The 16464-nt window shown below is 45.1% G+C and carries 19 protein-coding genes and 1 pseudogene; 13 read left to right on the forward strand and 7 right to left on the reverse strand.

What is annotated here, in order from left to right:
- Positions 1-33 precede the first annotated feature (33 nt).
- Both AB4623_RS12125 and AB4623_RS12130 read right to left on the reverse strand, forming a co-directional pair.
- Complete coding sequence (locus tag AB4623_RS12125; protein ID WP_017061019.1) at positions 34-630, reverse strand: tRNA-uridine aminocarboxypropyltransferase; 597 nt, start codon at positions 628-630, stop codon at positions 34-36.
- A 2-nt stretch (positions 631-632) separates the two neighbouring features.
- Positions 633-2177 (reverse strand): COG3650 family protein, encoded by a 1545-nt coding sequence (locus AB4623_RS12130; RefSeq protein ID WP_371725448.1) that lies wholly within the window; start codon positions 2175-2177, stop codon positions 633-635.
- Between the two features lie 39 nt (positions 2178-2216).
- Between AB4623_RS12130 and AB4623_RS12135 the strand changes: the two genes are divergently transcribed.
- Complete coding sequence (locus AB4623_RS12135; protein ID WP_017061021.1) at positions 2217-2684, forward strand: EVE domain-containing protein; 468 nt, start codon at positions 2217-2219, stop codon at positions 2682-2684.
- An 87-nt stretch (positions 2685-2771) separates the two neighbouring features.
- Here the strand turns inward: AB4623_RS12135 and AB4623_RS12140 are convergent, their stop codons facing one another.
- Together AB4623_RS12140 and AB4623_RS12145 are read right to left on the reverse strand one after the other, a co-directional pair.
- Positions 2772-3599 carry a Cof-type HAD-IIB family hydrolase gene (locus tag AB4623_RS12140; protein WP_017061022.1) on the reverse strand — a complete coding sequence of 276 codons (828 nt, stop codon included), beginning with the start codon at positions 3597-3599 and terminating at the stop codon, positions 2772-2774.
- 182 nt (positions 3600-3781) lie between these two features.
- Positions 3782-4762, reverse strand: coding sequence for an alpha/beta fold hydrolase (locus AB4623_RS12145; protein ID WP_017061023.1), 981 nt, complete (start codon positions 4760-4762; stop codon positions 3782-3784).
- An 81-nt stretch (positions 4763-4843) separates the two neighbouring features.
- On the opposite strand from AB4623_RS12145, the gene rhtB reads away from it, so the two are divergent.
- The 7 genes from rhtB to AB4623_RS12180 all read left to right on the forward strand — a co-directional run bounded on the left by rhtB (position 4844) and on the right by AB4623_RS12180 (position 11356).
- A complete protein-coding gene (gene rhtB, locus AB4623_RS12150) occupies positions 4844-5461 on the forward strand; it encodes a homoserine/homoserine lactone efflux protein (RefSeq protein ID WP_017061024.1) in 618 nt (205 codons plus the stop codon).
- Positions 5462-5506: 45 nt separating this feature from the next.
- Positions 5507-6727 carry an EAL and HDOD domain-containing protein gene (locus tag AB4623_RS12155; RefSeq protein ID WP_017061025.1) on the forward strand — a complete coding sequence of 407 codons (1221 nt, stop codon included), beginning with the start codon at positions 5507-5509 and terminating at the stop codon, positions 6725-6727.
- Positions 6728-6826: 99 nt separating this feature from the next.
- Positions 6827-7168 (forward strand): metalloregulator ArsR/SmtB family transcription factor, encoded by a 342-nt coding sequence (locus tag AB4623_RS12160; protein WP_017063763.1) that lies wholly within the window; start codon positions 6827-6829, stop codon positions 7166-7168.
- 173 nt (positions 7169-7341) lie between these two features.
- A complete protein-coding gene (locus AB4623_RS12165; protein ID WP_017061027.1) occupies positions 7342-8343 on the forward strand; it encodes an ArsJ-associated glyceraldehyde-3-phosphate dehydrogenase in 1002 nt (333 codons plus the stop codon).
- Between the two features lie 21 nt (positions 8344-8364).
- Positions 8365-8856 carry a cyclin-dependent kinase inhibitor 3 family protein gene (locus tag AB4623_RS12170; RefSeq protein WP_017061028.1) on the forward strand — a complete coding sequence of 164 codons (492 nt, stop codon included), beginning with the start codon at positions 8365-8367 and terminating at the stop codon, positions 8854-8856.
- A 96-nt stretch (positions 8857-8952) separates the two neighbouring features.
- Complete coding sequence (arsJ, locus tag AB4623_RS12175; RefSeq protein ID WP_029235838.1) at positions 8953-10173, forward strand: organoarsenical effux MFS transporter ArsJ; 1221 nt, start codon at positions 8953-8955, stop codon at positions 10171-10173.
- Positions 10174-10342: 169 nt separating this feature from the next.
- Positions 10343-11356, forward strand: a complete 1014-nt coding sequence (locus AB4623_RS12180) for an acyltransferase (protein WP_017061031.1) — start codon at positions 10343-10345, stop codon at positions 11354-11356.
- A gap of 60 nt (positions 11357-11416) precedes the next feature.
- Here the strand turns inward: AB4623_RS12180 and AB4623_RS12185 are convergent, their stop codons facing one another.
- Positions 11417-11746: a DUF2500 domain-containing protein gene (locus AB4623_RS12185; RefSeq protein WP_017061032.1), complete on the reverse strand. Its 330-nt coding sequence runs from the start codon at positions 11744-11746 to the stop codon at positions 11417-11419.
- Between the two features lie 244 nt (positions 11747-11990).
- Here AB4623_RS12185 and AB4623_RS12190 point away from each other — a divergent pair, with 244 nt between their 5' ends.
- From AB4623_RS12190 to AB4623_RS12205, 4 genes are all read left to right on the forward strand, one after another.
- Positions 11991-12365, forward strand: coding sequence for a hypothetical protein (locus tag AB4623_RS12190; RefSeq protein ID WP_004736595.1), 375 nt, complete (start codon positions 11991-11993; stop codon positions 12363-12365).
- Between the two features lie 927 nt (positions 12366-13292).
- Positions 13293-13913 (forward strand): lysoplasmalogenase, encoded by a 621-nt coding sequence (locus tag AB4623_RS12195; protein ID WP_017061033.1) that lies wholly within the window; start codon positions 13293-13295, stop codon positions 13911-13913.
- 90 nt (positions 13914-14003) lie between these two features.
- The gene (locus AB4623_RS12200) at positions 14004-14240 is read left to right on the forward strand and encodes a YecH family metal-binding protein (RefSeq protein ID WP_017066763.1); all 237 of its coding nucleotides are present in this window, start codon (positions 14004-14006) and stop codon (positions 14238-14240) included.
- A gap of 206 nt (positions 14241-14446) precedes the next feature.
- Positions 14447-15031, forward strand: coding sequence for a YhgN family NAAT transporter (locus tag AB4623_RS12205; protein ID WP_017061035.1), 585 nt, complete (start codon positions 14447-14449; stop codon positions 15029-15031).
- 80 nt (positions 15032-15111) lie between these two features.
- Here AB4623_RS12205 and AB4623_RS12210 read toward each other — a convergent pair whose 3' ends face one another.
- Entirely contained in the window at positions 15112-15378 is a 267-nt protein-coding gene (locus AB4623_RS12210) for a DUF1145 domain-containing protein (protein WP_016784000.1), read from the reverse strand.
- A gap of 10 nt (positions 15379-15388) precedes the next feature.
- Positions 15389-15991 carry a 16S rRNA (guanine(966)-N(2))-methyltransferase RsmD gene (rsmD, locus tag AB4623_RS12215; RefSeq protein ID WP_017066764.1) on the reverse strand — a complete coding sequence of 201 codons (603 nt, stop codon included), beginning with the start codon at positions 15989-15991 and terminating at the stop codon, positions 15389-15391.
- A 230-nt stretch (positions 15992-16221) separates the two neighbouring features.
- Between rsmD and AB4623_RS12220 the strand changes: the two are divergent.
- A pseudogene (locus AB4623_RS12220) lies at positions 16222-16464 on the forward strand (signal recognition particle-docking protein FtsY); the annotation flags it as partial.

Here is a 16464-nt window from a genome sequence, read left to right on the forward strand (position 1 = left end):
ATGTGTTTTTACCTTCCCGCGCGCCTGCTTGGTCTATTTGAGGGCGTGGCCACACTTGTCGGCGTGGAACACTTTTAGATAATGCTGGTAGTAGTCATCAATGAGCTTGGCAGATTCACTTTCACCTAAAGATTTGAGTAACTCAATACCCACTTCACAAGTACACAAGTGGCCACTGTCTTGGTTGCGGCGCAAGGTGTATGAAGATTCGCTGGTAATATCGAGGTGAACTTGCGGAACGGCTTGTAACCACGAGCTCTTGTTAAGCATCTTCTTCGCTTCTTGCCATGTGCCATCCAAGATGATGAATAGCGGCTTACGGCTCTGGGCTTGGGTCATTACAGCTTGCTGGCACTCGACACTTTGATCACTTGGGAATAAAAGAAACGGTTGTCGTGTTTCATCGTCAAGCAGTGCGATGAGCTCCGCTGGTGGTGTTTTCCTTTGCCATACAATGGACTGACACTGATCAAGGGATTGCTGAAGCAGCTTCCCTGTATTGGTATCGCGTGACAGTTCATTCTCATGAGTGAGCAGTACAAGATCGATTTGGCTTGCGACACTAGGTATCAGGTGACAAATACATTGGTGAGTGAAGCTACAACCATGGCAAGCTTGTTGGTTACTCATGTTTACAACTTAACTCCACTTTGTGCGGGTGAGATACCATCAGCAAACAAAACCACGTCGCTGATATCAGCATCATCTGCAACTGGAGCGACACTTGGGTTTAGCGGGTAGCTGACACCAGAGTATGAAAGTGTGTGTTTCGCCGGTGTTGCACCGCCGCCACTGACATTGAAGATCAGATCCTGCCAGCCGTGGTTTTGCGATTTACCTAAGCGTATGTCGCCCTTAACCAGTGTCACTCGGCTATTGAAGCGCCAGTTATCTTGATGGTTTTCGAAAATTAGCAGTGTACAGCCACCAGAACCACACCAATCGAGTTGGGCGAACAGCTCTTCTTTACCGTCGCCGTTGAGGTCGTAGGTTAACCAGCGGTATTTAGTGTCGTCAGGTGAGCTGTTGTTGATCTTAAAGTATTCGCGGATCGCTTGGTCGACTTTTGGATCAAGTTGATCGCTGGAGTTCACCTGCTTTGCGGTTAGATCAACGTTAGTGGTGGTGTTTACTTGTGCTTGCGCACTCTTAGCTTCGAATAGCACCAGACCGCCATTGGCAATCGGATACACCACGTTGCCCACTTTCTCTTTTTCAGCGATTAGCTTGCCATTATCGAGTGTGAAGATGCGCTCGGAGATCAAATATTGTTGCTGGTGGCGAGTCATAACCACTTGTACCTGATTTTGGTTCAGTTGCTGCCAGAAGCCTTGTTCAACAATAGAAGGGTCTCCATTGCTGTATGAATAAGTCGTGATAGCACTGTGGTCATTGTTGAGTTCAAGGTTGATAGAGAACCCTGAGTTTTGCGTTGAGCTAGCGAAGTAGAGTCCGCTCCAATCCAATGTTGGATCTTGGTTAGAGACCGTTGCACAGCCATTATAGTTACTGTCATTGAGGTTAAGCTTGGCATGCCATCCATAGATAGAATCGCTCATGCCGTCGCTACAGCTCTCTTTCGTAAGGTTGAGTTTGCCTTGCGCTGCTTTACCTTCTAATTGGTAATCACGACTGCTTGGTGTGGTGCGGCTTGATTCAATATCGAGGGTTTGTGGCTGTTCGCCCATCTTAGTATATTTCAGCTGGTCTTTATCGAAGGTTGCTGACCAGAAGGGTTCATTACCGAATACTCGTGTTGAACGCAGTGGTTGGTCGCAGCGCTCAGGGTTCTCTGCGGTTAGGATGTTCACTTGGTCAACCACGAAACGCGCTGTGAAATCTGCGTTATAACCCGTTTGGCTCGGCACGGTTAGGTGACCAATCAGCTCGCCATATAAGGCTTGGTAAGGTCTCGTTGAGAGCCCTTGTGCTTCTAACGCTAACTCTGGAGATAAGTCTAACCAGTATTGTTGTTGGCTACCGCAAGGAGTGAAGGTTCGGCTTTCATGGCCAACCACCACCTGACCACGCATGATGAAGGTTTGCGGTTGAATGCTCAGTGGCTCATCCAAGTTTGCTGGGGGCTGTTCAGGTTGTTGCGGCGTATCAGGTGCCGTAACACAGCCTTGTAGAGCGAACGCGACTAGCCATGTCACTGGGTTTTTCATTACCTTCATGTTATATCTTCCTCGGAGCAACCGTTAATTGGATTTATTATGGCATATTGGTTATTTAAAACAGAACCCGACACCTTCTCTATTCAGACTCTTAGAGTACAAAAAACCTCTTGTTGGGAGGGTGTACGCAACTATCAGGCTCGAAACATGATGCGTGATGACGTCAAGCTTGGCGATCTGGTGATGATATACCACTCATCATGTAAAAAAGTTGGCGTAGCGGGGATCGCTAAAGTAACCAGAGAAGCCTACCCAGACCACTTTCAGTTCGACCCTGAGAGTGATTACTACGATCCTAAGTCTTCACCCGATAACCCACGCTGGATCATGGTGGATGTCGAGTTTGTGCGAGTGACTGAGCGCTTGATTCCTTTGGTTACGCTTAAAGCCATGCCTGAACTCTCCGAAATGCCCTTGGTGAAACGCGGTAATCGCTTATCGATCATGCCGGTTACCGAACAAGAGTGGCAGGCAATCTTAAGCAAAGAAGTGTTAGGTTCTCGATAGCGTTAGAGAGAGCTTTTTACGTAAGGTTCAAAAAAGGCAGCCAGTTGGCTGCCTTTTTATTTATTCAGATCTGTTCAACGAGCGAGATTAGAGCAGATGCTTTTCTAGGTAGTGAGCAACGGCATCGTCTGCGTTACTGCCAATCACTTCATTGTCAGGTAGTGCTTTCATCACTTTCTCATGTGATGTACCCATGATTAGACCTTTACCCGCCATAGCCAGCATTTCAGCGTCGTTCATGCCATCACCAAAGGCAACACAGTTATCCAGAGTCAGGTTTAGTGATTTTGCAACAGCGTCTAGAGCGTGGCCTTTAGAGACTTCAGCTGCCATCACTTCCAGACACCAAGGTGTAGAGAAGGCGATGTTCAGTTTGTCGCCAAAAGCATCTCTTAGCTTTTGTTCAAACGTGACGAGATATTCGTGGTCTTGTTCTGGATGTGTGAAGAAGACTTTCGCGATGCCTTCGCTTGGTGCGTTTTCAGCTTCAAAGCGCTTGTAGCTAAAGCCAGACTCACTGTGGAATTTAGCCAACATTTCATCTTCACGGTCTAGTAACCAATCTTCATTCTGGTACATGTGAATAAAGAGGTTTGGATCTTGGCGCACAATATCAATAACTGGCTGAACGAGTTCCTGAGGTACGTTCTGGCTATACATCAGTTGATCGTTTTGGTCATGCACGCGTGCACCGTTTGAAGTGATCATGTACGCCGGAATACCTGCTATCTGACGAATACCCGCCACATCGACGTGGTGACGACCCGTAGCGAAGATGAAGGTATAACCTTGGTCGTGTAATTTCTTAAGCGTTAGCTTGGTAAAGTCGCTTAGCTGATGGTTGGGAGCCAAAAGCGTACCATCTAAATCAGAAGCAACAATTTTCACGGAATCTTTTAGTGCAGGAATACTCATTTAACCCTCATTGCAAAATGCTTAACCAATATTGACGCTAGCCAGCGCTAGAATCGTTTTAACTACAATATCTCTAGGTAGAAATTGTATGCCAAATTCATGCAAGAAAAGAGGGCAAAGCTCACTTACTTCTCTTCCTCTTTAGCGCTTATTTTCTTGGTAGGTTGCTTAGCCTATTAGCTCTAGGCGAAAAACTGATTGATCGCATCCAGTGTTTGATTGCGATATTCATCCTGCTCAAACAACACCTCATGCCTAGAACCCTCAATCAACTTAAACTGACAATCAGAGTTGGTTTTCTTCAGCTTAGAGATGAACTTTACTTGAGCACTGTTACTGACAATCTTTTCATCCCCAGCTTGAATCAATAGCAGAGGGATCTTGATTTGACGAGTTTGTTGAATTGCTTGCTTGGCGGCCATTAACCCTTGCCACACCCAACGCGTGCTTGGTCCACCCACCTGCAAAGATGGAGACTCGTCATATAAGCGGCGGAACCACTGATAGCGAACCTTACTGTGGCTCAGTAAGTTGTTTTCAAAAGGCTTCGAATAATATGCTTGCTGGCCCGGCGCGTAAGTTGGCTTGGCATAAAAAGCGGTAAGCACTTGTCCAACGATCATCGCGATAGGTTTCAGGTACCACTCGGTATTGATACCAAACATCGGAGCGCACAGAGTCACCTTATCAAACGGGTGGTCTGGATGGGTTTGTAGGTAGCGAGTGGCTATGGTGCTGCCCATTGAGTGTGCGAGCAGGTAGCGATTGGAATACTTACTGAGATCAAAACTGGCAATGACGTCAGACATGTCAGATTCATAATCATCAAACTCATGAATGTGACCAATGTCAGAGTCTGTTACCATACGTTCAGACTGGCCTTGACCTTGGTGGTCAAATGAATAAACGTCATAGCCTTGTTGATAAAAATCATAAAAGATTTCTTGGTATTTTTGGCAGCATTCGATACGGCCATTTGAAATCACAATAGCTTTGCTGTGCTTTTCTGAGGTGAGGCTGCACCAGTACAGTTTCTTTTTACCAGACGATGTTAAAAACCCCTCTTTTCTTTGTTGCCAAAGAGCGTTGATCGGGTGTTTAATCGCATGATCGAACTGAGGTTCTTGAGTGTAAGGGAAGGTGGCTTCGCTGTGGTTTTCCATGGGAAATTACCTGAACTGATGCGTGTGAGAGCTTTATTGCTACTAATGTTGTTAGATTAAAGAACTAGTAAGGAAATGCAAATGGATACTCATGTTTGGCTTGCTTATGTTGTCACAGCGATTTTGTTTAGCTTGGCTCCGGGCTCGGGTACCGTTAACTCAATCAGTAATGGGCTTAGCTATGGCACTAAAAAGTCACTCGCATCAATTGTTGGCTTACAGCTTGGTCTTGCGTTTCACATTATGCTGGTGGGCGCGGGTATCGGTGCACTCGTTGCTAAGTCTGCGTTGGCGTTCACCATCATTAAGTGGGTCGGCGTGGTGTACTTACTTTGGTTAGGTATTCAAAAGTGGCGTGATAGCTCGAGCCTAGTAGCATCTGAAGAAAGCTCTACTCTGTCGAGTGGCAAACTGCTGAGAAACGCTGTGCTTATCAACCTAACTAACCCGAAATCAATCGTGTTTTTGGTGGCTTTGTTTCCTCAGTTTATTGACCCTACACAACCTCAAGCACCTCAGTTATTAGTGCTAGGTGTGACGACAGTATTCATTGATAGCGTTGTTATGTTGGGTTACACCTCATTAGCGTCACAAATGGGACGTTTTATTCGCTCTGATCGCATAATGGGTAAGATAAATAAAATATTTGGTGGTATGTTCATGGGCTGCGGTGCTTTGCTAGCTGCCGCGAAAGCTTAGATTAAGCGACTGAGTTATAGTTAAACCAATCAGAGTTATCAAGAAATGACCGCTACATACGTTGCTCGACAACCTATCTTAAATCGCAAGAGGAATACACTCGGCTATGAGTTGTTATTTCGCGATGGAGAAAAGAATGCGTACCCAGCGCATATTGAGTCTAATCGAGCAACGTATCGTCTGATTGTTGAGAACTTCTTGTCTGTTGGTCTTAACCCTTCTATTCCATCTTCACGCTGCTTTATCAACTTCCCTTATCAAAGTTTGATTCGTCGACTGCCCTTAAGTTTGCCGAAAGATAAGGTGGTGGTAGAGATTCTGGAAACCTGTAAACCAACAGATGAATTGTTGGAAGCGGTTAAAGACCTTTACCAAGCGGGTTACATGATTGCCCTAGATGATTTTACTTCGACCCCAGAATGGGAACGTTTCCTTAAATACACGCATATCGTAAAGCTCGATATTATGCAGATGGGTTTGGATGAAGCGTGTGATTTGGTTAGGGCGCATCAAGGGAAAAAGTTTAGCTTTTTGGCGGAGCGCGTTGAGACCGAACAAGAATTCCAGCAAGCCAAAGAGGCTGGCTTTAAGTTTTTCCAAGGTTACTTTTTCAATAAACCGGAAATCATCAAGAGTAAATACATTAGCCCTGAGCAAGTGATTGCTATGGAGCTGTTTCAAGAAGTGTGTAAGCCCGATGTGGACTTTCAACGGGTGGAGAGCATTGTCGCGAAAGATGTGGCGCTCTCATATAAGCTGCTGCGTTTTGTGAATACTATGTCGCCGCGCCTTGAAGTTACCATCTCTTCTTTTCGTCAGGCTTTGGTATATCTAGGTCAAGAGAAACTGAAAATGTTTGTCTCGTTAGCCGTCGCCTCTTATGTGTCCGATAAAAAGCCTAAAGAGCTGTATGGATTGTCTCTACAGCGTGCTCAGTTTTGTCAGCGTATGTCTCGCTATCAGGCATTTGAAGGGTATAGAGAACAGGCCTTTATGATTGGCTTATTCTCCTTGTTGGATGCTCTGTTGGACTTGTCGTTAGATAACTTAGTCGAGCAGTTGCCGCTGTGTAAAAGTATCAAGGTTGCTCTATTACGTAGAGAAGGGCCATATGGTACCTTGCTCGCACTTGAAGAGAGCTTTGAGCATGCCGATTGGCAACAGATTGATGAGCACTGCGCCGATTTAGGATTAAGCGTGGATCAGGTTAAAACGGAGCTTACTGAAGCGCGCCGTTGGAGCCATACCGTGACCAACAAGCTCTGATATTTCTTCGTTAAACTTTTATGACAATTGAAACGCACGCCTTGACGTGCGTTTTTTTATATCTAAGATATGTGTATATCCATATATGAGTATGTTTTTATGCTTCCTCACCAATTTTTTAAATTACTGTCCGATGAAACGCGAGTGCGTTGCTTAATGTTGATAGTTCGCAATGAGTGCTTATCGGTTGGTGAGTTGACTCAGGCATTGCAAGAAAGTCAGCCAAAGGTTTCACGCCATCTTGCGCAGCTGCGTTCAAACGGTGTTTTGATTGATGTTCGCCAGGGGCAGTGGGTGTTTTACCGCCTGTCACAAGATTTACCAGGTTGGATGCTAAAGTTAATTGACGACCTTATTGCATCGAACTGTTTGAAAACTGAATACCAGCAAGATATTGAGCGCTTAGAGTCGATGAACTCACGCCCAGTATGTTGCGTTTAAATACATTAAAACTTAATGCCGAAATAGTTGTAGTTGCAGCTAGGCGACAAGTGAACTTATCCCTATGAGCATAGTGGCTCTATGTAATTAGGGCGGCCGGCGCTCCGGTAAGTGAACGTAGTCAACAACGCTGCGGCTTCAAATATGAAGGCAATTAACTGAGAGAACAGAAAATGACAGTCAAAGTAGGTATTAATGGTTTTGGTCGTATCGGCCGTCTAGCACTTCGCGCAGCATTCGATTGGGATGAGCTAGAATTTGTTCAAATTAACGATGTTGCTGGCGACACAACAACACTGGCCCACCTTCTAGAATTTGATTCAGTTCAAGGTCGCTTTCACCACGAAGTAACTGCAGAAGGCGATGAGATGATCATTAATGGCCAGCGCATCAAGACCACACAAGAGCGCGACATCGATGCGATCGACTGGTCTGGTTGTGATGTGGTTATCGAAGCGACAGGTGTTCACCGTAAGACCTCTTTCCTAAACAAATACCTAGAGCAGGGCGTGAAACGTGTTGTGGTATCGGCGCCAGTGAAAGAAGAAGGCATCGCAAACATCGTTGTTGGTGTGAATGACAATATCTTCGACCCTGCGGTACACAAAATCGTAACGGCAGCGTCTTGTACAACGAACTGTATCGCGCCAGTGGTTAAGGTGATCAACGAGAAGCTTGGTATCGAGAACGCAGCCTTCACCACTATTCACGATTTAACTAACACGCAAACTATTCTTGATGCGCCGCACAAAGACTTACGCCGCGCACGTGCATGTGGCATGAGTCTTATCCCAACAACGACGGGCAGCGCCAAAGCGATTGTTGAGATCTTCCCTGAGCTAGAAAACCGCATCAACGGCCACGCAGTTCGTGTACCGCTAGCGAACGCTTCTCTGACAGACATCATCTTCGAAGTGAAGCAAGACACCACGGCAGAAGAAGTTAACGCGATGCTGAAAGAAGCGTCTCAGAATGAACTAAAAGGTATTCTTGGCTTTGAAGAGCGTCCACTGGTTTCTATCGATTACAAAGGCGACCAACGCTCAACAATCGTGGATGCACTATCAACGATGTTGGTCGGTAAGCGCATGGTTAAGATCTACGCTTGGTACGACAATGAGATGGGTTACGCAACACGTACCGCTGAGCTTGTTCGTACCGTTGGCCTTGCTTAATAAGAATCTGGAGAAGATATAATGATACATCCAACATGGCAACTAGACCTAGAGCAAGGTGCGCTAGTGCTTACTCCGTGCCCAGGCACAAAAGAAGCAACGCTTGATGCATCACTGGCTCAGCTAAAAGAGCAAGGCGTTGAAGCTATCGTGACAGCACTTGATGACCATGAGCTTGCAAGCAAAGACGTGGCGGCACTTGGTGAAAAAACACGTGCGTTAGGTATGCAATGGTTCCAGATCGAAATTGAAGACGACTGTGCACCGGGTGCTGGTTTTGCTGCGAAGTGGCAAGCAGCTAGCCCTGAGCTACATAACATCGTCGATAACGGCGGCAAGGTTGCAATGCATTGTATGGGCGGCTCTGGTCGCACTGGTTTGTTCGCAGCTCACCTACTGTTAGAAAAAGGCTGGGATTTGAGCAAGGTAGTTCAAGAGGTGCAGGCACTGCGTCCAGGTGCCTTCACTAAACCTATCCAGGTTGAATACATTAATGGCGTAGCGAATAGCTAATAGTCATCAGTGTTAGACAGGGAGCTTTTGGTATCTGGAGTGTTGAACTTATCATGATCCAAAAGCTCTTTTTGTTTAGATTGCAGAGATAGCGTTATGTTTTCAAATCTAAGTAAGAGCGTTCGCCAATACATGTTGGTGACTTTTAACTACTGGAACTTCACCATTACTGATGGTGCACTTCGCATGTTGGTGGTTCTGTATTTTTACGACCTTGGCTACAGTTCGTTAGAAATCGCCTCACTGTTCCTTTTCTATGAATTCTTTGGTGTGGTGACTAACCTAATCGGTGGCTGGTTAGGGGCGCGTCTTGGCCTCAATAAGACCATGAACATTGGGTTAGGCATGCAAGTCGTCGCCTTGGGTATGCTCGCGGTGCCAACGGCAATGCTGACCATTCCTTGGGTCATGGCGGCGCAAGCCTTGTCTGGTATCGCTAAAGACCTCAATAAGATGAGTGCCAAGAGCTCAATTAAGACTCTGGTTCCTGATGAACAACAAGGCGCGCTTTATAAGTGGATTGCGATTCTGACCGGATCTAAGAATGCGCTTAAAGGGGCAGGCTTCTTTATTGGTGGTTTACTGCTTTCAACGATTGGCTTCCAATACGCCGTGCTCGCGATGGCAGCCGTGTTGGCATTGGTCTTCGTTGGCAGTGTGTTGAGCTTAGAAGCGGACATGGGCAAAGCGAAAACCAAGCCTAAGTTCAAACAGATCTTCTCTAAGTCTGAATCCATCAACATCCTATCCGCAGCACGTATGTTCCTGTTTGGCGCTCGTGATGTGTGGTTTGTGATTGCTTTGCCGATTTACCTAGGCAGCGTGTTTGGGTGGGATCACTCATGGGTGGGTGGCTTCTTAGCGGCTTGGACCATCGCATACGGCTTTGTGCAGGGCATTGCACCCAAGATTACTGGTAAAGCTCAAGGTAAGGTGCCAGATGGCCATGCCGCGCTGTTATGGGCTGGTGCGCTGGCTATAGTGACCGCTGCTATCGCTTATGCGGTACAGATTGGCTGGCAACCCGAGTTAGTTATTATCGGTGGCTTGATGGTGTTTGGTGTCATCTTTGCGGTGAACTCATCACTTCACTCATATTTGATTGTGAGTTATGCGAAAGGCGATGGCGTTTCTCTTGATGTCGGTTTCTACTACATGGCAAACGCGATGGGCCGTTTGATTGGCACGATATTGTCGGGCTTGGTATTCCAAATGGCAGGTTTGTCTGCGTGTCTGTGGGTTTCCTTCGCATTCTTGGCGATAACGACGGTGATCTCTCTGCGTTTACCGAAAGTGCCGCAAATTTCAGCGGCATAAGCTTCAGCCAGATGAGCCTCATTTGTGAGAGCTCAAGTCGCAGAAGCTAGAGTCGTATGAGCTAAATTCGCGATAAGTATCTCCTTTAACACTAAGCTGACTTGGTATTTATTCCGGTCAGCTTTTTTATTGCTATAGTAGAATGATTGAATATTAATCAAGCATTTACATGAAGCAGCGAATTCTCTTTTTTGATTTAGCACGATGTGTCGCGGCCGTAGCGGTTATCGCGATTCATGTTTTGGCGCCTTATCGCAATGAGTTGGGCACTATTCCTTTCGGTGAATGGCTTACTGCCATTACAGTAAACGGTTTCAGCCGCTGGGCAGTACCTGTGTTCATTTTGATTACTGGCGCACTGATGCTCAGTGATCAGCGCCCGTTTGACGCCAAATACTACCTCAAGCGTCGTTTGGGCAAGGTACTGATACCTTTCATTGTCTGGTCGCTTTTCTATACCTATCTGTCGGGCTGGTCAGCAATGGGCTTTGATGCCGACGTCAGTTGGGACGTGTTGCTTAATAGCTACCATCATTACACCTATTACCACCTTGGTTTCTTCTATTACTTCATCCCACTCTATTTTGTGATTCCGTTCTTGCAGATCATGGTTAGAAAGTACGGTGATAGATCGGTCTATGCCTTTACGGCGGTATGGTTGTTCACAACATTGCTGTTCTTACTGAAAATCGATGGCCCTTGGAGTCACGAATTGTGGTTGTACACCGGTTACTTACCATTGGGTTACTTGCTGTATAAGATTGTGCCACTTAACAAGATGACCGTTGGCGTGAGTGTGTTACTGGGTGGGCTAGCGTTACTAACCACGGTTTACATGGTGGTTGATGCAAGCTTGGTAGCAGAAGAGTACACGGTAGGGCGCTGGCTATCTTACAAAACGTTGAATACCGTATTAGCCGCGAGCATGGTGTTCATGGTATGCCGTTACTATGGTGAAGGCCTGTCTGAGAAGAGTAACCAAGTGGTTGGCTTTATCAGTAAGCACAGCTTAGGTATTTACCTGCTGCACCCGATTTTCTTGTGGCCGATGAAAGAGTTTGGTTGGTACCAAGGACATCCGGCATGGGTTATTCCATTATGGATTGTGATCAGCGGAGCTGGCGCATTATGGATGAGCTGGTTGGTGTCTAAGTCAGAGAAAACGCGTTGGTTATTGCCTTAGCGGTGATTGCTAAGGCTTTCTGATGGATTGCTTAGGGACGACAGTTGAAGCGGCTGACGTTTAGCGCTTCAACGCAAAGTGTAAGAACTTATCGCCTTGGTAGGTTAAGGTTCCTTTGTCGCCAGGGTTAAGGGCGTGGAAATAGTGGATGCCGACTTGGAATTCTCGCTTCGGACCAACCACACCACGTTGAACGTAAATCCAGTACTCTTGATCTTCTTGGCCCGGTTCTGCGTCAGGAAGGTCGATCGATTGTTTGTCTAACACCGTGACATTCACTTTCTTCTCTGGCGCATTTTCACCTTGCGAGTGTTTTCGATAGAAACCAATAAATACCCAAGCCGCTAGAGCAGCGAGAGCAAAGATGGCAAAAAAGAGTGAATTAGGCATATAACCTCCATGTAGTCGTGATGGTTATTCTAGTCTTTCAGGCAATAGGGATATGTGTTTAAAGCCGTTATTCGTGAACTGTTGTAAGCCAAGCTGATTATTTTTCGGCAGACATCACATTTAATGGTCAGTTTGGGATAAAGCATTGTTATTTATTGTCTCTTTCTCTCGTAAATAACAGTGATTTTGTATAAGAATAGGGAAATGCTCGACTAGAATTATAGTGTGGAGTGGGAGGGCTAAGATGACCGATATTGAAAAAGTGGTGACAAGAACTCGCAATATAGAGAAATTATTGAGGCTTCAATATCATGCCGAAGGCGAAGGATTGCATGAGCTTGTAACAAGCTGTGAAGAAAGGCTACCGCACGATATGGTGAGCAAGCTGCGCTATATCGCAACGTGTCGTAATAAGGTAGTCAATGAACATGAGGCTAAGTTGGAAGACCAACATAAGTTCATCATGATGTGTAACGACTGTGAGAAGGAGCTGACTCCACGTAGTGGTCGTTTTATCTGGCGAGTTGCGATCTTACTGATGATGGCAATGACTTTAGCTGCCGCAGGTTTCTATTATGCGAACTGGGATGTGCTAACACTGCATCTGTTTTCGAAGTGAAAAAATTGAACAAAAAAAGGGACGCTCATGGCGTCCCTTTTTTTATCTGTAACTTGCTTAGTACATCATCGGTAGTGTCATTAGACCTACAACTACCGCGATCATTACAAGTCCTTGTCTTTGCGAAGATGAAATCATAACACTACTCCTAAATTTGGTTGTCTCTCGCTATGTTTTAAAGAATAGCACTACTTATGGCCTTAGATCAAGAATTACTTTCGAAAGCTTTAAAAGTAGTAGAAAACTATGAGTTTTTGGCTTGTTTGGCAGTGTTTAACTGTGTTTTATGGTGTGTTCTTAATTTGTTCGTTGTGATTTATGTTTGTTCTAATTTGATTTAACTTGTTGTTTTGTAATGGTTGTTTTGTGTAATTTATATTGTTAAAGGTTGTTAAACTGTATTAATAGAGGTTGGTGGTGGCTAGGTTGGTTTTGGTTGGTTTTTTAATTTTTCGGCTTGGTTTTTGTGGCGATTTTTACCGGAGGCTTGAAATAACCTGACAAAACTGGGCGTTAAAAAAGAAAACTGGCTACTTTACAAGTCTAGGCTTGGTTGGCGTTTTTATTTTCCTATTAATCTTGAGTTTGTTTATTTAAGTTATTGTTATTATTTACTTTAAATGTGGTTATTTTAATTTTTCAAGTGTGGTATTTGACGGAATTAAGCCGATTTTGGTGAAGTCGATAGGTTAGAATTGGCCAAAACTCAAGTATGGCGACTCTAATGCCAGTTTGAATGGGTTTTATGATGATTCGTTCTAGTTTTAAACGAATGGCCATTGTCATGGTGGTAATTGTTACGACTTCAATCTAAAGAGACTCTTTTTAGTGGAAGCGTAATCAAGATCCAATTTTGAGGGGCTGAGGCTTTACATCAACACTCGTGTGCCTAGACTGGCGACGATTTAAAGCAATAGGGCAAGTGGTATGTGGAGTTGGTTAGCGGTTTCCTTATCTGGTATCGGAGCAATAGCAGGAACGAAACATGGACATATCGGTCAGGCCTTATCGTATAAGGTATTTACCTTTGTATTATTAGCGACAATTGCTTTAACTCAGTCGGTTGTGGCTGACTTTACCTATTGGATAGTTGCGGGGTTGGCTATCTCTGCGATCGCAGATGTGCTTCATACTCTCACTCAAAAACGCCCTCTGCATTTTGTCTGCTTCTTATTGGCTCAACTCTGTTACAGCAAAGCTTTTTGGTTACAGCTATCAGGTGAAATGGTTTGGTGGTTGTTCGCGCTGTTATTGGCAGCTTGCGTTGTTGCTTTCTTTTTACTGCTGCCACGCTTAGACAAACTCGTTTTTCCCGTGGTCATCATGGGCATTGTGCTTATTCAGTTAGCATGGGCTTCTGGTGAGGTTTGGCTGCTGGATCCTCAGTTATCACACGCGGTCGGTTTTGCTGGCTGTAGCGTGCTGCTCCTTTCGGCCTTAGCTTATGCGCTAAACAGTTACCGCAGCCCAATCAAGGGCGCTTACTTTTGGGTAACGGGCAGTTACTTTCTCGCACACGCATTCATCGTCGCATCGATTACTATTTAGGGTAGAGCTCTCTCAAGCCTGAGCTACATCAAAACGGCGTTGCTAAAACTCGGTACTCTACGTGTAATTCATTAAACATGAGATTGAGTTATGACGACTGAAATTCACGCACACAACGTTTTAAACCTGCTTAGTGAAAAGCCACTGACTCGCGAAGAGCTAACATTAGCGCTTGCTCAAACCTATGGCGAAGAAGCTCGCTTCCATACTTGTAAGCTCAATGGTCTGGATTTAGATAGCCTGTTGAAGTTTTTCTTGAAGATGGAAAAGGTTGTCGTTGTCGATGATAAGCTTTGCACTAACCGCGAACGTGTGTGTAATCACTAATTCTTAGTGGCTTGTTTTATTCGTGAATAAAGAGTGGGTGCATGTTTCGGCTCCACTCTTTTCATTACCTTTCAATCTGCTTTCGCTAATTTGCCTTCTTATAACATCCCCTTTTAAAAGCATCAGTTAACCCGCTTATCACTGCGTTCGAAAATCAATGTTGAGGCTGCTATACTCCGCGCACTTACGCTTTTCGAGACAAACTTATGGAAATCTTATCTGCAGCAACCATGCTGTTTCTTATCATGGACCCGCTTGGCAACTTGCCAATCGTGCTCTCTATCCTTAAGCATATTGACCCGAAGCGTCGCCGTATTGTTCTGATTCGTGAGCTGATGTTCGCACTGGTTATCTTGCTGCTGTTCTTATTTGCGGGTCAAAGCATTATGAACTTCCTGCACGTGCAGCCTGAAACCTTGAGTATCTCTGGCGGTATTATTCTGTTTATTATCGCGATTAAGATGATTTTCCCAAGCGCAGGCAGCATTACTGGCCTCGCGGCGGGTGAAGAGCCGTTTATTGTGCCGATGGCGATTCCTATGATTGCAGGTCCGTCAGTGATTGCTGCACTGATTCTGCTGTCGACCCAGCATCCAGACAACATGTTAGAGCTTTCAGCGGCTGTGATGCTGGCTTGGGGCGCTACCTTCTTCATTCTGATGTTTAATGGCTTCTTCCTACGAGTACTAGGTGAGAGAGGGCTTAAAGCCATCGAGCGCTTGATGGGCTTGTTACTTGTGATGCTATCGACTCAAATGTTCTTGGATGGCGTGAAGGGCTACATGGGCTAGTGTTGCTACCATTACTCAATAAAAAAACGCCGCTCTACTGAGCGGCGTTTTTGTATCTGTTTCTTCGGTTTTTATTTCGATTACATCATGTGCTTACGACGGATATCGAGTAGGGCAAAGACTCCGAAAATCAATATTGACCATTTCTCCCAACGTGACATCTCGATCTTATCGCCGAATGCACCGATGAAAATCAGCATCTGCAGGCCGTGCATGAAGAACAAGAATGCGGTCATGATATAAAGCGCAATCGCAGCATTACCCGGAAACGGGTAGAAAATATTTACGATTAAGATAAACCAAACAAAGGCGATGGCTGCTTTTGCTAGTGGAAGCAAGAACTTCATTCAATAACTCCTATTCTTCAGTGATTCGATTGAACAGTCGGTAGCTTGACTGTCCGGTGGTCTTGTCGCGATGCAATTCCCAGTTCTCTGGCATAGCTTCGAGTTTCAGTTCTTTCTCTGTCTCGACGTAAATGATGGCATTGTCTGCAAGCCAACCGTTACTCTCAAGCAGTTGTACTGTTTCTGCCAGTAAGCCTTGACGAAATGGTGGATCAAGGAAAACCATATCGTAAGGCGTGCCCGGTTTCTTAAGGAAAGAGATAGCATCAGTATTCACGACATTAATGTTGTCTGCCTTGAGCTCTTTCGCGTTATCAGAAAGCTGTTTAGCCGCCTTTTGATTCATTTCGAGCAGTGTCACCATTTTGGCTTGGCGAGAAGCTGCTTCAAAACCTAGACCGCCAGAACCGGCAAATACATCCAAGCAAGTTGAATGTGGGATATCTTGAGCCACCCAGTTAAAGAGTGTTTCTTTTACTCGGTCAATGGTTGGGCGTAATCCTTCTAAATCATGAACAGGCAGCTTTCTACCTCTCCATGAGCCACTAATAATTCGAACAAAGCCTCCGGATGGCTTTTTTTGTGATGTGTTTTGCTGGCGACGTCTTACCATAGATTTTTTGACCGCTAATAAAGTGATACTATACCGAGCCCAATTTAAGTGGGTTCGTGTATTAAATAAATTTGCAATGACAAAGTGTATCAAGCTAAAAGCAAACTTATCACTGCTTTGTCATTTTTCTTTACTATTCGTTTGTACAAGCTTGTATTGTATAACAATAGCAAAGAGTCGACGTGTATTAAGTCAATACAGCTAATTAGTAGATCTAGGAAACTCCTCTGATGACGGAAAAAAAGAAGCGCGGATTATTATCGTGGCTTGGTTTTGGTGAAGAAGAACAAAGCCCAAAAACTCAGAATGAAGCGAACGTAGAAAGCGTTGAAGATCAAACTGAAGTTGAATCACAAGTTGAGGCTGAACAGGTCGCGCCTGAAGCTGAACAAGTTAAGCCAACTGAATCTGAGCAAGCGCTTGAAGAAGCTCAACAAGAGCAGCAACCTGTCGCAGCAGAAGCAGAAGCAGAA

This window comes from Vibrio sp. 10N.222.52.C12, from assembly GCF_041474215.1.
GTDB classification, from domain to species: Bacteria; Pseudomonadota; Gammaproteobacteria; order Enterobacterales; family Vibrionaceae; genus Vibrio; species Vibrio crassostreae_C.

Excerpts from the sequence above, each read along its gene's own strand:
- AB4623_RS12125 (WP_017061019.1), bottom strand. The coding sequence starts at position 630 with ATGAGTAACCAACAAGCTTGCCATGGTTGTAGCTTCACTCACCAATGT.
- AB4623_RS12130 (WP_371725448.1), bottom strand. The coding sequence starts at position 2,177 with ATGAAGGTAATGAAAAACCCAGTGACATGGCTAGTCGCGTTCGCTCTA.
- AB4623_RS12135 (WP_017061021.1), top strand. The coding sequence starts at position 2,217 with ATGGCATATTGGTTATTTAAAACAGAACCCGACACCTTCTCTATTCAG.
- AB4623_RS12140 (WP_017061022.1), bottom strand. The coding sequence starts at position 3,599 with ATGAGTATTCCTGCACTAAAAGATTCCGTGAAAATTGTTGCTTCTGAT.
- AB4623_RS12145 (WP_017061023.1), bottom strand. The coding sequence starts at position 4,762 with ATGGAAAACCACAGCGAAGCCACCTTCCCTTACACTCAAGAACCTCAG.
- rhtB (WP_017061024.1), top strand. The coding sequence starts at position 4,844 with ATGGATACTCATGTTTGGCTTGCTTATGTTGTCACAGCGATTTTGTTT.
- AB4623_RS12155 (WP_017061025.1), top strand. The coding sequence starts at position 5,507 with ATGACCGCTACATACGTTGCTCGACAACCTATCTTAAATCGCAAGAGG.
- AB4623_RS12160 (WP_017063763.1), top strand. The coding sequence starts at position 6,827 with ATGCTTCCTCACCAATTTTTTAAATTACTGTCCGATGAAACGCGAGTG.
- AB4623_RS12165 (WP_017061027.1), top strand. The coding sequence starts at position 7,342 with ATGACAGTCAAAGTAGGTATTAATGGTTTTGGTCGTATCGGCCGTCTA.
- AB4623_RS12170 (WP_017061028.1), top strand. The coding sequence starts at position 8,365 with ATGATACATCCAACATGGCAACTAGACCTAGAGCAAGGTGCGCTAGTG.
- arsJ (WP_029235838.1), top strand. The coding sequence starts at position 8,953 with ATGTTTTCAAATCTAAGTAAGAGCGTTCGCCAATACATGTTGGTGACT.
- AB4623_RS12180 (WP_017061031.1), top strand. The coding sequence starts at position 10,343 with ATGAAGCAGCGAATTCTCTTTTTTGATTTAGCACGATGTGTCGCGGCC.
- AB4623_RS12185 (WP_017061032.1), bottom strand. The coding sequence starts at position 11,746 with ATGCCTAATTCACTCTTTTTTGCCATCTTTGCTCTCGCTGCTCTAGCG.
- AB4623_RS12190 (WP_004736595.1), top strand. The coding sequence starts at position 11,991 with ATGACCGATATTGAAAAAGTGGTGACAAGAACTCGCAATATAGAGAAA.
- AB4623_RS12195 (WP_017061033.1), top strand. The coding sequence starts at position 13,293 with ATGTGGAGTTGGTTAGCGGTTTCCTTATCTGGTATCGGAGCAATAGCA.
- AB4623_RS12200 (WP_017066763.1), top strand. The coding sequence starts at position 14,004 with ATGACGACTGAAATTCACGCACACAACGTTTTAAACCTGCTTAGTGAA.
- AB4623_RS12205 (WP_017061035.1), top strand. The coding sequence starts at position 14,447 with ATGGAAATCTTATCTGCAGCAACCATGCTGTTTCTTATCATGGACCCG.
- AB4623_RS12210 (WP_016784000.1), bottom strand. The coding sequence starts at position 15,378 with ATGAAGTTCTTGCTTCCACTAGCAAAAGCAGCCATCGCCTTTGTTTGG.
- rsmD (WP_017066764.1), bottom strand. The coding sequence starts at position 15,991 with ATGGTAAGACGTCGCCAGCAAAACACATCACAAAAAAAGCCATCCGGA.